Annotated in this window: 15 protein-coding genes; 5 read left to right on the top strand and 10 right to left on the bottom strand. The window is 66.8% G+C overall.

Annotated elements, in window-relative coordinates:
• Nucleotides 1–23 precede the first annotated feature (23 nt).
• From FDN03_RS02905 to FDN03_RS02870, 8 genes are all read right to left on the bottom strand, one after another.
• Nucleotides 24–1,712 carry an HNH endonuclease signature motif containing protein gene (locus tag FDN03_RS02905; RefSeq protein ID WP_138173927.1) on the bottom strand — a complete coding sequence of 563 codons (1,689 nt, stop codon included), beginning with the start codon at nucleotides 1,710–1,712 and terminating at the stop codon, nucleotides 24–26.
• Between the two features lie 109 nt (nucleotides 1,713–1,821).
• The gene (locus tag FDN03_RS02900; protein ID WP_138173925.1) at nucleotides 1,822–2,151 is read right to left on the bottom strand and encodes a hypothetical protein; all 330 of its coding nucleotides are present in this window, start codon (nucleotides 2,149–2,151) and stop codon (nucleotides 1,822–1,824) included.
• Complete coding sequence (locus FDN03_RS02895) at nucleotides 2,148–2,468, bottom strand: hypothetical protein (protein ID WP_138173923.1); 321 nt, start codon at nucleotides 2,466–2,468, stop codon at nucleotides 2,148–2,150. The genes FDN03_RS02900 and FDN03_RS02895 overlap by 4 nt, the downstream gene beginning before the upstream one ends.
• On the bottom strand, nucleotides 2,468–3,577 hold the full coding sequence (locus FDN03_RS02890) for a lipoate--protein ligase family protein (protein ID WP_138173921.1): 1,110 nt from the start codon (nucleotides 3,575–3,577) through the stop codon (nucleotides 2,468–2,470). Before FDN03_RS02890 ends, FDN03_RS02895 begins: the two co-directional genes overlap by 1 nt.
• 170 nt (nucleotides 3,578–3,747) lie before the next feature.
• The gene (locus tag FDN03_RS02885) at nucleotides 3,748–4,005 is read right to left on the bottom strand and encodes a type B 50S ribosomal protein L31 (protein WP_138173919.1); all 258 of its coding nucleotides are present in this window, start codon (nucleotides 4,003–4,005) and stop codon (nucleotides 3,748–3,750) included.
• Nucleotides 4,006–4,136: 131 nt separating this feature from the next.
• On the bottom strand, nucleotides 4,137–4,973 hold the full coding sequence (locus FDN03_RS02880) for an RNA methyltransferase (RefSeq protein WP_246049823.1): 837 nt from the start codon (nucleotides 4,971–4,973) through the stop codon (nucleotides 4,137–4,139).
• Complete coding sequence (locus FDN03_RS02875; RefSeq protein ID WP_171021110.1) at nucleotides 4,966–5,775, bottom strand: sulfite exporter TauE/SafE family protein; 810 nt, start codon at nucleotides 5,773–5,775, stop codon at nucleotides 4,966–4,968. The genes FDN03_RS02880 and FDN03_RS02875 overlap by 8 nt, the downstream gene beginning before the upstream one ends.
• A 15-nt stretch (nucleotides 5,776–5,790) precedes the next feature.
• Entirely contained in the window at nucleotides 5,791–6,576 is a 786-nt protein-coding gene (locus FDN03_RS02870) for an ABC transporter ATP-binding protein (protein ID WP_138173917.1), read from the bottom strand.
• Between the two features lie 111 nt (nucleotides 6,577–6,687).
• Between FDN03_RS02870 and serB the strand changes: the two genes are divergently transcribed.
• Nucleotides 6,688–7,662, top strand: a complete 975-nt coding sequence (gene serB / locus FDN03_RS02865) for a phosphoserine phosphatase SerB (protein WP_138173915.1) — start codon at nucleotides 6,688–6,690, stop codon at nucleotides 7,660–7,662.
• A gap of 213 nt (nucleotides 7,663–7,875) precedes the next feature.
• Complete coding sequence (locus tag FDN03_RS02860; RefSeq protein ID WP_138173913.1) at nucleotides 7,876–9,591, top strand: VanW family protein; 1,716 nt, start codon at nucleotides 7,876–7,878, stop codon at nucleotides 9,589–9,591.
• A 156-nt stretch (nucleotides 9,592–9,747) separates the two neighbouring features.
• Here the strand turns inward: FDN03_RS02860 and FDN03_RS02855 are convergent, their stop codons facing one another.
• A complete protein-coding gene (locus FDN03_RS02855; protein ID WP_138173911.1) occupies nucleotides 9,748–10,497 on the bottom strand; it encodes an SDR family oxidoreductase in 750 nt (249 codons plus the stop codon).
• A gap of 86 nt (nucleotides 10,498–10,583) precedes the next feature.
• The gene (gene fabG / locus FDN03_RS02850; RefSeq protein ID WP_249354241.1) at nucleotides 10,584–11,306 is read right to left on the bottom strand and encodes a 3-oxoacyl-ACP reductase FabG; all 723 of its coding nucleotides are present in this window, start codon (nucleotides 11,304–11,306) and stop codon (nucleotides 10,584–10,586) included.
• A 217-nt stretch (nucleotides 11,307–11,523) separates the two neighbouring features.
• On the opposite strand from fabG, the gene FDN03_RS02845 reads away from it, so the two are divergent.
• From FDN03_RS02845 to FDN03_RS02835, 3 genes are read left to right on the top strand one after another with little or no spacing between them, the layout of a single operon-like run.
• Nucleotides 11,524–11,997 (top strand): DUF3099 domain-containing protein, encoded by a 474-nt coding sequence (locus tag FDN03_RS02845; RefSeq protein WP_138173908.1) that lies wholly within the window; start codon nucleotides 11,524–11,526, stop codon nucleotides 11,995–11,997.
• Nucleotides 11,998–12,237 (top strand): acetone carboxylase, encoded by a 240-nt coding sequence (locus tag FDN03_RS02840; RefSeq protein WP_138173906.1) that lies wholly within the window; start codon nucleotides 11,998–12,000, stop codon nucleotides 12,235–12,237. It begins immediately after the preceding gene.
• Nucleotides 12,238–12,247: 10 nt separating this feature from the next.
• Nucleotides 12,248–13,168 (top strand): SURF1 family protein, encoded by a 921-nt coding sequence (locus FDN03_RS02835; RefSeq protein WP_138173904.1) that lies wholly within the window; start codon nucleotides 12,248–12,250, stop codon nucleotides 13,166–13,168.
• Nucleotides 13,169–13,515 lie beyond the last annotated feature (347 nt).

Here is a 13,515-nt window from a genome sequence, read left to right as displayed (position 1 = left end):
AGACGCATCACGGACCGATGGGATTAGCCAGGTTCCAGCTCATCCCCGCCATGCCAGGGCAAGGTGGCATCCGGCGGTTCCGGGTCATCGCCCGGCGGGTCGAGGTCGTCGCCCGGTGGGCCGGGTGGTGCCCGGTTCCCGGCGCCCGGTGGCGGGTCCCCGGGGATTTGCGAGGTCAGGTCCGGGTCGCTGGGATCATGCCAATACCCCGGAGTGCCCGGCGGTATCTCATGCAACGCCAACACCTCACGCAGCTTCTCATCCACATACACCGCCTGCCGTGAAGGAGCGCTCATCGTGTAGTTCGCGCGGCCATTCACGGTGGTCAGGCTGCCCGGATCGGAGAAGTGCACCAACCCGTTCGGGGATTCCCAGCGCACCGACCCATCAGGCAGGAACTGGCTCTGCCACCGCAGGGCGTGTTTGAACATCTGATGCCGGGTACACAACAATTTCGTGTTATCCCGAGTGGTCGCCCCGCCCTTGGCCCAGTCCTTGACATGATCGATCTCGCACCGCTCCGCCGGGCGCCGGCACCCAGGGAACTGGCAATGCTCATCACGCAACTGCACCAGCTCCTGCAACGCCGCCGGAGGACGGTACCGGGTACGGCCCACATCGATCGGGGCCCCGTCCCACGGATCGGTAAGCACCCGGGCAAAGGACGGGGCGTGCCGGGCCAACGCCAACGCCACCCCTGCCGGAATCGGCCCGTACCCCTGCAACTCGGCCAACGCGGTCCCCGGGGCGGCCAACAACTGCAGGGCCGGCAACAACACGTGCAGCTTCACCCGCACCCCCGGCCCGGGCCTCTCCGGCCACCCCTGGATCAGCACGTCCCGGAAAACATCGGCATGCAGCTGCGCGTCGCTGCGCTGCTCATCCGGCTCCCGGTGCTCATTGGCGTGCGCGGTGATGTTCTTCATGATCGCCATGATGTCCTCCGCCGGCAGGCACGCCTGCAACGCGGCCATCCCATCAGGCTCGGCCCACCACCGCACATAGCGCTCCTCCACCCGGCGTTCACGCCGGGTGGCCGGGGCCTCGGGCAGCATCTGGGTGCGCAGCTTCTTCGCCCGCTTACTCACCTGAGCATCAGTATCCCGCCGGGCCACCGGCAACAGGTTCTGCTCCAACTGCCCCACCTGCTCCGGCTGCAGATCCTGACTGGAACGAATCACCGTGATCGCGCTGCGGGTAGTGATCTGCCCCTGCAGCAACGCCTCCAAGGTGCGCGGACACAACTGGCGCAACCCCTCGGCCACCAACAGGCGGGCGTTGGTCGAGTACTCGGTGGTGCGGGTGGCCAAGGACGCCTCGGCCACGAAATTCTGCCGGATCACCTGCTCCGAGCCCGGCTTCACCCCGTACTTCTGGATACTGGCCAACTGCAGCGGATCAGTGATGCCCTTCTGCCGGTCCTGCAAATACGACAGCTCCAGCCCCTCGGCCAGCAACACCGCCTCAACGGCATCGAGCATCGAACGCAGCCGCCCCACCGTTCCCAACCGCTCCAACACCTCAACCGGGGACCCCGGTGCGGCCGCCAGTAACTCATCGGTCACGGCCGAGGTCAGGGGCTGGCACGCAAGCTTGTAATCGATCCCGGCATACAGCACCCCGTCGATGCCCCAGTGGTCCCGAAAACCGCTGGGCAGGATCGGTAACCGGTGGACGTCATCCCCGGAATCGAAGATCTCTTTTCTGCCCATACCCCATCATCCCAACCCCCACCGACACTATGACCCCGACCACAACCAGATGGGGAAAGTTCGAAAAGATTTTCGAGTCGGTTCGACGCTCAGGTCGGGCTCGTGGCGCTTACTGCCCGCTCCTGGCGGCAGCTTGGTGGAATGTGAGCAGGCTGGCCGGGGTCAGGCCCCAGTCCAGGACCGCTACTTCAACAACGGTCCCGGCCTGGGGTACGTGGGCGAACGAGGCGTGGCCGTGGAAGTAGACATCCAGGCCCCGCAGCTGGTCGAACAGCTCCACCAGCTCATCGGGCTGATCGGTGAAGAACTGCAGCACGTAGTGCCGGACCGCGTCAAGATGGACATCTGGTTCGGGCACCGGCGCCTGCAGCAGCAGTTCGGTGATGTTGTTGTGCCCCTGCACCCGGCAGCCGGTCACCCGGCCCACGTCACTGATCATGGCTTCTCCGGTGCGGGATCATTGTCGGTGGGTAATTGCGGCGTGATCCCCAGCTGCAGGGCCGTGACCTGTGGCGGCGTCGAATCCTGGCGCAGGTAGCCGCCGAAGGCCAGACGGCGGCCGAGCAGGGCGCTGGCCGGCAGCTGGCGCAACGCCTCAAAGAGCTCCTGGGTACCCGGAACCACCCGGTAGCCCGATGCACCGGTATCCACCTCAAGGTAGGGTGGCCGCTCCCCCAGTCCGAGACGGCGGACCACCCCGCTGCCGTGCAGCAGCAGGTTGGTTTCGTCCGGACCGGAGGGCTGGGTCGTGGGCATTAGGGCACCCGGGCGGTCCAGGCGTCGGTGGCGAACTTCGCGGCGGCCAGTTCGCGTGCGGCTTGGCGGGTGTCCTCATCCAAGGTGGCCTCGGTGGCCTGGTAGTGGCCGGTGAAGGTCTCCATCATGGTGCGGATGACCTCATCGCGGGCCAGCTGGGTTTGGCTCTTGAGCGGGTCCACGCGCTTGACGGCGCTGGTGATGCCCTTGTCGGAGATCTTCTCCCGGCCGATGCGCAGCACCTCGACCATCTTCTGCGCATCGATGTCGTAGCTCATGGTCACGTGGTGCAGCATGCCGCCGCGGGCCAGGCGCTTCTGCGCGGCGCCGCCGATCTTGCCCTGGTCGGTGGCGATGTCATTCAGCGGCTTGTAGTAGGCCTGGACGCCCAGCTTCTGCAGCGCGTCCATGACCCACTGGTCCAGGTACGGGTAGGAGTCGGCGAAGCTCATCCCGTCGACCAGGGATTCGGGGGCGTAGAGCGAGTAGGTGATGCAGTTGCCGGCCTCCATGAACATCGCCCCGCCGCCGGAGATGCGGCGCACCACCTTCACCCCGTGGTGGGCGGCGGCCTGCGCGTCGACCTCGTTGGACAGGGATTGGAAGGAGCCGATGACCACCGCGGCCTCGTTCCAGTCCCAGAAGCGCAGGGTCGGCGGGCGGGTGCCGGCGGCGACCTGGCGGGCGAGCACCTCATCCAGGGCGACCTGCTCGGTGATCGGGATGGTGGTGGGGGCGATAACCTGCCAGTCGTGGTCCGCCCAGGTGGTGGCGTGGCCCAGGGCGCGGCGCACCACGCGGGCCACGGCCTCGGCGTCGAAGCCGATCATTTCGGTGCCCTCGCGCAGTCCGCTGACCACGGCCTCGCGGATGGTGGAGTGCGTGGCGTCGGTGGGCAGCCCGATCAGCGCCCGGTTCAGGTCCTCCAGCGCCTCGTCGGGTTCCAGGAAGAAGTCCCCGTTGATGTTGGAGGCGGTGATGACCCCGTCGGCGCTGTCCAGGTCGGCGATGACCAGCTTGCCGCCCACGACCTTGTACTCGCCGTGGTGCTGGTACTGGAGCGCTTCGGTGGAATCTGCGTGCTGCGTTTCGTGCCCTTGTTGCGTCATGACTTCATCCTATCCGCTGCGCCGGGCCCTCTTCCGTGGCCGTCGGCGACTGGTTCGGCACATCGGGCCGGATGCGGGAAAGCCGGTGGGGGCGTTAAATGCCGCGGCGGGCAGTCCCGGTAATAAACCGGGGCTGCCCGCCGTGGTTGAAGCGGTGTGGGCGTTGCAGCCTACTTCTTGCCGCCGAAGCCCTTGAAGCGGGCGTTGAAGCGCTCGACGCGGCCAGCGGTGTCCATGATGCGCTGCTTGCCGGTGTAGAACGGGTGCGAAGCGGCCGAGATTTCGACGTCGATGACCGGGTACTCGTTGCCGTCCTCCCAGGTGATGGTCTTGGAGCTGCCAACGGTCGAACGGGTCAGGAACTTCTCGCCCGATGCGAGGTCGTTGAACACAACGTAGTTGTACTTCGGATGGATGTCAGCCTTCATGCTTTTATACCCTTTGGTTATCTGCCCCTGGATTTTGCCAGCGGCAACGTACTCGGAAAAATGGTGTCCACGCACGCGTGCGCACACAGACAGTCCATCCTATCGCACCGGGAGCGTGTTCGGCGAACCGCCTAGCGTGGTCCGCGGCACAATTGCCAGAACGCGACGGCGCTGGCGGCGGCCACATTCAGGGAGGCGACCTGCCGGGCCATCGGGATGATCACGCTCTGGTCCACCGCCTGCAGGGTTTCGGGACGCACCCCGCGGCCCTCGTTGCCCAGGACCATCGCGATCTTCTCCCCCGGCTGCGGCACCAGCTCATCCAGCGGGGTCGCGTCCTCGGTCAACTCCATCGCCAGGATCCGGTAGCCGTGCTCACGCACCCGCTCCAGGTCGGCCGGCCAGGTGCCAAGGCGCACCCAGTCGATGGTCAGCGCCGTGCCCATGGACACGCGCACGCTGCGCCGGTAGAGCGGGTCCACGCAGTTTGGGGTCAGCAGTACAGCATCCACGCCGAGCCCGGCCGCCGAACGCAGCATGGCGCCGAGGTTGGAGTGATCGGCGATGTCCTCCAGGATCGCGATCCGCGAGGACTTTTCCAGCACCGCATCCAGCTCCAGCGGGGCCGGGCGCTGCATGGCGGCCAGGGCGCCGCGGTGCAGGTGGAAGCCGGTCAGCGCCTCCAGTTCGGCGTCCTCGCCCACAAAGATCGGGGCGTCGGGGTAGCGGGCGAACTCGGCCTCCAGCTGGGGCAGGTATTTGCGGGCCAGCAGGAAGCTGCGCGGCACATGCCCCACCGAGATCGCGCGCTGGACTACCATGGTGCTTTCGGCGATGTAGATCCCGTTGGCGATGTCGCTGCGCATCCGCAGGTTCGCCTCGCTCAGCTTCAGGTAGTCATCCAGGCGCGGGTCCCCGTGCAGGTCGCGGATCTCGATCACCCGGTGGGCGTAGTGCGGCTCAGCCACCGTTGACCAGCTTGAGCAGCATGTTGGCCAGGGCGATGAGCCCCAGCACCACGATCACCGCGCGCAGCCATAGCGGGGAGAGCTTGCGTCCGATCTTCGCGCCGATGAACCCGCCGATCAGCGAGCCGACGGCGATCAGCAGCACCACGATCCACTGGATGCGTTCGGGGGCGATGATCAGGTACATGCAGGCGGCGATGATGTTCACCAGCAGGGAGAGGATCACCTTGATGGCGTTGGACTGCTGCAGCGAGGCCTGCAGGAACACGCCGAACACGGCCATCAGCAGCACGCCCTGCGCGGCGGTGAAGTACCCGCCGTACACGCCGATCAGGAACACCAGCACGTACAGGATCGCCGGGATGCGCGCCTGGTCGGCGGCGTCCGGGTCGGTGCCGCCGCGGGCGGCCTGGCGGGTCTTGGCCCAGGCGGCCAGCTTTGGCTGGAAGATCACCAGCACCAGGGCCGCGGCCAGCAGCACCGGGGCGACGACCCCGAACACCGATTCGGGCAGGTTCAGCAGCAGCAGGGAGCCGATCAGCCCGCCGATGATGGACAGCGGCACCAGTTTCAGCAGCGTGCGCTTGACGGTGGCCGCCTCCCGGCGGTACCCCCAGGCCCCGGAGAACCCGCCGGCGACCAGGCCCATCGCGTTGGAGACCACCGCGTTGACCGGGGCGACGCCCAGGGCGACCAGGATCGGGAAGGTCACCAGGGTGCCGGAGCCGACCACCGTGTTGATGGTCCCGGCCCACAGCCCGCCCAGGAAGACAAGGATCTCCTGCCAGAAATCGAGCAACATCAGCCCCCGCGGATCCTAGCGACGGGCGAACGCGCTGTAGCGTCCGCCCTCCACCCGTACGGCCAGCTCCATCCCGTAGGCGGCCGAGAGCTTTTCCTCGGTCATCGTCTCGGCCATGGTGCCGGCGGCGACGATCTTGCCCGAGTTCATCAGCAGCGCGTGGGTGAAGCCCGGCGGGATTTCCTCCAGGTGGTGGGTGACCAGCACCAGGGTGGGGGCCTCCTCGTCGGCGGCCAGCTGGCTCATCCGGTACACCAGGTCCTCGCGCCCGGCCACGTCCAGCCCGGCCGAGGGCTCATCCAGGATCAGCAGCTCCGGGTCGGTCATCAGCGCCCGGGCGATCAGCACCCGCTTGCGCTCCCCCTCGGAGAGCTTGCCGAAGGGCTGGTTCATGAACGTGCTCATCCCCCACTCGTGCAGCAGGGCGAAGGCGCGGCGCTCATCCATCTTCTCGTACCGCTCCCGCCAGCGCCCGGTGTAGCCGTAGGCGGCGGTGAGCACGACGTTCAACGCGGTCTCGTGGGCCGGGATCTGGTTGGAAATCAGGGTGGAGCTCAGCCCGATGCGCGGGCGCAGCTCGAACACGTCCACCCGCCCCAGGGTTTCATCCAGGATCCCCACGGTGCCGCGGGTGGGGTGCATGCGCGCCGCGGCGAGGTTCATCAGCGTGGACTTTCCCGCGCCGTTGGGTCCCAATACGACCCAGCGCTGGCCTTCGGAAACTTTCCAGTTGATGCCCGACAGCAGTTCCTTGCGTCCGCGCACCACGCTGACATCGTTGAAAGATAGGACTTGGCTCATGGATAAAACCCTAAACTTTTCCGTGCGTTTTGCCTAAATCATCGGCCCGGTGCCGCGCAATACGTCCCGTCATTTTTGGCACCGGGGCGTTGCGGGGCCGAAAATGGTGCCATGCCTGCAACCTTTGCCCTGATTTCCCGTCCCGCCCTGCCCCGCCAGCGTTTTGAGGCGCTGCTTGCCGCCGCCGGCGCCGCCGGGCTGCTCAGCGCCCCGCCGGAAGAGCTGCCGGTGTTCTCCAACAACCAGCGTTTGATCGTGCGCACCCACGTGGAGCAGGATGCGGCCGGCTTCCGGCAGAAGGTGGAGCGGTTCTTCGCCGGATACCTGGCCACCGGCGCCCTGCAGGCGCAGGACGCGTGCCTGGCCGTCGCGCCGGATCAGCTGGTCCAGGCCGAACGCCTGCTGCTGGTGATGGACGTGGATTCCACCCTGATCCGCCAGGAGGTCATCGAGCTGCTGGCCGCCCACGCCGGACGGGAGGCGGAGGTGGCCGCCGTCACCGAGGCGGCGATGCGCGGCGAACTGGATTTCGCCGCCTCCCTCATCCAGCGCGTGGCGACCCTGAAGGGCCTGCCCGAAAGCGTGCTGGAGGAGGTCGGGGCGCGCATCGAGTACTCGCGCGGGGCGCGGCACCTGATCGAGCGCTTCCACGCGGCCGGGCACCTGGTCGGGGTGGTCTCCGGAGGGTTCCAGCAGATCCTGGATCCGCTGGCCAAGGACTTGAACCTGGACTACGCGCTGGCCAACACGCTGGGCATCGTCGACGGGGTGCTGGATGGCACGGTGCACGGGCAGATCGTGGACCGCTCCACCAAGGAGGCGATGCTGCGCGAATGGGCCGAACGCAACCAGATCCCGCTCACGGCCACCATCGCCGCCGGGGACGGGGCCAACGACCTGGACCTGCTGGGCGCGGCCGGGCTCGGGGTGGCGTTCAACGCCAAGCCGGCGCTGCGCGAGCACGCGGCGGTGAAGCTGGACTTCCCGGACCTGGAGGTCATCGCGGACCTGTTGCTGGGCAGTGCGGTGGAAGAGGGCTCGGTGTTCGACCACCCGGCCCTGGATACCCCGGCCGCCGCCGAGTAGCTCAAGGCCAACCGGGGAAATGTTAAGCGCATCTTCACCCAAATCCAACAACTAGATAACGATTCGCTGGCAAGCGGGCCTTAGCACGTTTTCGTGTTGGTCTAACCGATAGGATTTCTGGTGGCGCGCACCGGCACCCTCCCCGACGGCGGGAGGCAACCCGGCGGCGGCGCCTGACCCAATGTCGTGCGAAAGAGTCTAAGACCAGTGCAGATGAGCGAACCGGATTCCGGCGATTCAGCCAAGCAGCGCGAATCCAGCGCCAAGCCATGGATCATCAGCGGGTGCGCGGTGGTGGCCGTGGCCGGAGCTTACTTCGGCGGGGCCGCGTGGATCAGCTCGCAGATCCCGGCCAACACCACGGTCTCCGGGATCGCGATCGGCTCCCTGAGCCAGGACGAGGCCCGGGCCACCCTGCAGGAGCAGCTGGCCCCGCGGGCTGAGGAACCCATCGACGTCACCGTGAACGCCAAGGACTACCAGCTGGACCCGGCCGCGGCCGGGCTCGGGTTGGACGTGGATGCCACCGTGAAGCAGCTGACCGGATACGAGCTGAACCCGGGCAAGCTCTGGCAGCGGCTGACCGGCTCCTACCAGGCCGAACCGGTGACCACCGTCGATGAGGCGAAGCTGACCGGTGAACTGGAGCAGCTGGCCAAGAAGGCGGATGCCGAGGTTGCCGAGGGCACCATCGAGTTCGAGGGCGCCAAGGCGAAGGTCGTCTCCCCGGTCAGCGGCGTGCAGCTGGACGTGGAGGATTCGGCGCACACCGTGCAGGATGAGTGGAAGCTGGACGGGGAAGAGATCCCGCTTTCGGCCGAGGTCACCGAACCGGCCGTCTCGGCTGAGCAGCTGCAGGCCTTCCACGATGAGACCGTGGCCAAGCTGCTCTCCGCCCCGGTGACGCTGAGCAACGGGGAGAAGCAGGTCGAGCTCTCCCCGGCCTCGATCGCCTCCGCCGCGAAGTACTCGGTCAACGACGAGCAGCAGCCGCAGCTGGTGCTTGATGACCAGGCGCTGTACAAGGCCGCGACGAAGAACTCGGAGCTGAGCAGCACCGCGAAGGACGCGAAGATTGTCTTCTCCGGCGGCAAGCCGAAAATCATCGAATCCACGCCGGGAATGGCCCTGGAAACCAAGGACCTGGGCGCCAAGGTGCTCGCCGCCGGGACCGGGGATTCGCGCACCGCCGAGGTGCGGATGGAAACCAAGGAGGCGGACTTCACCACGGAGGATGCCAAGAAGCTGGGCATCAAGGAGGAGATCGTTGAATTCTCCACCCCGTACCCGGCCAGCGACACGGTGCGCACCAAGAACCTGAAGGCCGGCGCGAAGCGGCTGACCGGCGTGGTGGTCAAGCCCGGTGAGACCTTCTCGTTGCTGGAGGCGCTGGGCCCGATCACCGTGGCCAACGGCTACTACAGCTCCGGCGTGGTGGAAAACGGCTTCTCCACCGAGGCGGTGGGCGGCGGGCTGTCGCAGATCTCCACCCAGATGTACAACGTCGGCTTCCTGGCCGGCTACGACGACATCACCCACAAGCCGCACTCGCGCTGGTTTGAACGCTACCCGGCCGGCCGCGAGGCCACCCTGTGGGAGGGCCAGGTGGACATGAAGTGGAAGAACAACACCCCCTACGGCGTGATGATCGAGGCCTGGGTCTCCCCCGACGCGGTGCACACCCGGCTGTGGAGCACCAAGTACTGGAAGGTGAGCGAGTCCAGCTCGGGCAAGCACAGCTTCACCAACCCGGAGACCAAGTACAACGATGCGGAAAAGTGCGTCTCCGAAAGCGGGGGCAAGAAGGGCTTCAGCATCTCGATCACCCGCAACCGCACCAGCATTGACGGCTCGAAGACTCTGCCGCCGGATGTGACCAGCTGGACCTACGCGCCCTGGCACAAGGTGGTGTGCGGCAAGAAGCCGTAACCACCTGCCGGCGCACCGCGGGCCCGGAAGGAAGCCTTCACGCTTCCTTCCGGGCCCGCGGCCGTTAATCTCCGGACCGGGATTGGACCTGCCGGTTAAAGTGTTCACCCCGGCCCCGCCAGCTGGCGGGACCGGGGTGAACGCGTTGGACGGCGCCTACTGGCCCGAGGCCTTCAAGAAGTCCCCGGCGCCGCCGACCAGTTCGGTGTGCCCGGTTTCCACGTCGGCGAAGACCATCTTGGCCACCTCCGCGCCGAACTCCTCCACGGAGTACAGCTTGCCGGCGGCCTCGCGGCGCGCGTCGATGGCGCCGGGCTCCATGCGGTTGAGCAGGGTGGCGGTGATGGTGCCCTCGATCATGTCCCCGGAGACCACCACCAGGCTGATGCCCTTCTCGCTCAGCTGCGGGATCATCTCGCGCAGCGCATCCTCACCGGCGCGCTTGGACTTGGCCACCGCGTCGTAGGCGTCCATGGTGGAGACCTCGTGGATGAAGTGCGCCTGGTGGCTGGTGACGAACACGACGCGGGCGCCGGCGGACATCTTGGGCAGGGCGGCGGTGAGCATGGCCACCTGCGCGTCGCGGTTCAGGCGCAGCGCGTAGTTCTCCCCCATGTTCGTTTCCATGCCGCCCGAGGCGTTGAGCACCAGCACGTCCAGCGAGCCGAAGTTCTCCACCGCGGCGTCCACCAGCGCGGCCGGACCCTCCACGGTGGTCAGGTCGGCGCCCACGGCGACCGCGCGGCCGCCCTTCTCCTGGATGCCGGCGACGATCTTGTTCGCCCGCGGGGCTTTGGAACGGTAGTTGACCACCACGCCGATCCCCTTCTCGGCCAGGATCTGTGCGGTGACCGATCCGATGCCGCGCGAGGAACCGGTGACGATTGCGCCCTTGTAGTCGCTCAAAGTCTTTACTCCTTGATGTTGCTGAATCTGTGGATGGCGGCCGCCGCGGGCAGGGCGCCGGCCGCCAAGTTCTTCTGGGGCGGTGGCTAGTGGCCCATGCCCAGGCCGCCGTCGACCGGGATGACCGCCCCGGAAATGTAGGCGGCCTCATCGCTGGCGACCCAGCGCACCACCTTGGCCACCTCCTCGGCCTCGGCGAAGCGTCCGGCCGGGATGGAGGAGAGATAGTCCTTCTGGGTGGCCTCGGGCAGCGCGGCGGTCATGTCGGTGTTGATGAACCCGGGGGCGACCACGTTCGCGGTGATGTTGCGCGATCCCAGTTCGCGGGTCAGCGAGCGGGCGATGCCCACCAGCCCGGCCTTGGAGGCGGCGTAATTGATCTGGCCCGGGGAGCCGTAGAGGCCCACCACGGAGGAGATCAGCACGATGCGCCCGTACTTCTTGCGCAGCATGCCCTTGGAGGCGCGCTTGATGACCCGGAAGGCACCGGTGAGGTTGGTGTCGATGACCGAGGTGAATTCCTCCTCGCCCATGCGCAGCAGCAGGGTGTCCTTGGTGACCCCGGCGTTGGCGATCAGCACCTGAACCGGGCCGTGGGCGGCCTCCACCTCGGTGAACGCGGCGTCGATGGACGCGGCGTCGGTCACGTCGGCCTTCACGCCCAGCAGGCCCTCGGGCACCTGGCCGCTGCGGTAGGTGATGGCCACCTTGTCGCCGTTGGCCTCAAAGGCGCGGGCGATCTGCAGGCCGATGCCGCGGTTTCCACCGGTGACCAGGACGCTGCGCCCGGTCGGGGTCTCAGTGCTCAATCTTCTCTCCAATTCCTTGGCTCGACGGCGCACGGCACTCCACCGGGCTGCGGTGGGGGTTGGCGGCGCGCACGTGGCGACGAAAATTCTCTCACCTGTCATCCTATTGCCTACCAGTGGGTATTCTTAGTTCGACGCAGGGTAGAAATTACGCTTAAGCCCCGTTTCGGTGAGACAATGGCTACGGAATATTCTGCAGGAAGCTAAACCTGAGGTCATGACGCACACCCACCCGCATCGCCCCAACAATGCGGTGCCTGTTCACCGGATTACCGAGGCCCACGAGTCGCACACCGTGGACCATAATTCGCGCGTGCGCAAGTACACGATCTCCATGACCATCCGCGTGCTGTGCTTCATTGCCGCGTTCTTCACCCACGGTCCGCTGCAGTGGATCCTGCTGGTGGGGGCGGTGGTGCTTCCCTATATTGCGGTGGTGATCGCCAACCGGGGCGCGGACGTGACCAAGCGCCAGCCGCCGGCCGAGTTCTTCACCGACCGGGACGCCAGCCAGCTTCCCGCCGGGGTTTGGCAGCAGCCGGATGAGGAACAGGCGCAGCCCGAACCGCCGGAGCCCAGCGCCGCCGGGGAAACCATCGAGGGCACCTGGGCGGACGCGGCCGATGACTCCGAGGAGCCGGATAAGGGCGCCGCGGGAAAACCAGAAAACGAGCAACGGGAAGGGAACTAGATGGATCTGCTGTCCTCGCTTGGCGGTGGACCTGAAGGACCACGGGAACTGATCTGCAGCCGCAAGGGCTGCCGGCAGCCGGCCGAATTCAAGATCCTGTGGAACAACCCCAAGATCCACACCCCCGAACGCCGCAAGGTCTGGTTGGCCTGCCCCCAGCACCGCGACTGGCTGGAGGACTACCTGCGCCAGCGGCTCTTGTACAAGGAAACCCAGCCGGTGGATCCGGTGAAGGAGTAGATCGTACCCCATGTATCGTTTTTTGGCCAGTACCCGCTGGATCGGCTGGTTGCTGCTGGTGTGCGTGTTCGCGACCGCCTGCGTGTTCCTGGGGCGCTGGCAGATGGATCGCCGCGCCGAGGTGCTCACCGAGATCTCCCACGTGAACGAGAACTACTTCGCCCCGGCCAGCGGCTCCAAGGAGGCCATGGCGCTGTTCGATCAGCTGCCCGAGGACAAGAAGTGGACCACCGTGGCCCTGCAGGGCCAGTACCTGAGCGATGACACCCGGATTGTGCGCAATCGCATCAAGTCCGGACGCCCGGGCTACGAGGTGCTGGTCCCCTTCCGCACCACGCAGGGCAAGACCGTGATCGTGGACCGCGGGTTCCTTCCCATTGGCGATGAGCGCGGCGGGTGGCCCGATGAGGTGCCCGCTCCCCCGACCGGCACCGTCTCGGTCCAGGTGCGCCTGAAGCCCGGCGAGCCGACCCTGGACCGCACGGCCCCCGAGGGCCAGCTGGCCACCGTGAACCTGCCCAACTACGCCCAGCAGCTGGGCTACCCGATCGCCGAGGGCGCCTACGGGATCATGTACACCGAGGACCCGGCCCCGGCCACCGCGCCCATGCAGCTGGATCCGCCGGACACCGATGAGGGCCCGCACCTGTCCTACTCCTACCAGTGGTTCGCCTTCGGCGTGCTGGCATTCGTCGGCTTCTGGTACGCCGCCCGCCAGCAGAAGAAGCTGAACCGGGAGGACGCCGAGGAACTGGCCGAGGCCCGCGCCGCCGGCTTTGATGAGCCGATCCACAAGGTGCGCAAGATCCGTGCCAAGCAGACCAAGAAGTACCGCCGTGACGGTTCGCTGACCGATGAGGCGGTGGAGGACGCGATGCTGGACCAGGGCCAGGACCCGGCCCACAACCAGGACGCCGGGCAGCGCGGCTAGATCCGCCCCTGCCTACCGACCGCCGCCGGTCTGTTCGTGAACATCACAAACGGACCGGCGGCGTTCGTAGGGGCTCGCCCAACTCTAGGCGCGATACAAGATACCGGTTGCTATGGACTTTTCCCGGATCTCTCGTATGCTGAAGGTGTCGGGATCGTCCAGATCTCACAGGTGGCTCTCAAGGCCTACGGCGCTCCGTTTATCTGATGTGAGGAGCCCCGGATATCTGCGGCCGGTAACCCACGATAAACTGAGCAGCGCCGGTCCCGACACCAATCTTTCCCCCGCCACAGACCCGGCGGGCAGGCAGAAAACCGCCCGACCCACACCGGTGGATCGGGCGGTTT

The organism is Glutamicibacter sp. V16R2B1 (assembly GCF_005774635.1).
Classification (GTDB): Bacteria; Actinomycetota; Actinomycetes; order Actinomycetales; family Micrococcaceae; genus Glutamicibacter; species Glutamicibacter creatinolyticus.
The sequence above is the reverse complement of the archived record's forward strand: the minus strand, read 5'-3'. Positions and strand labels throughout refer to the sequence as shown.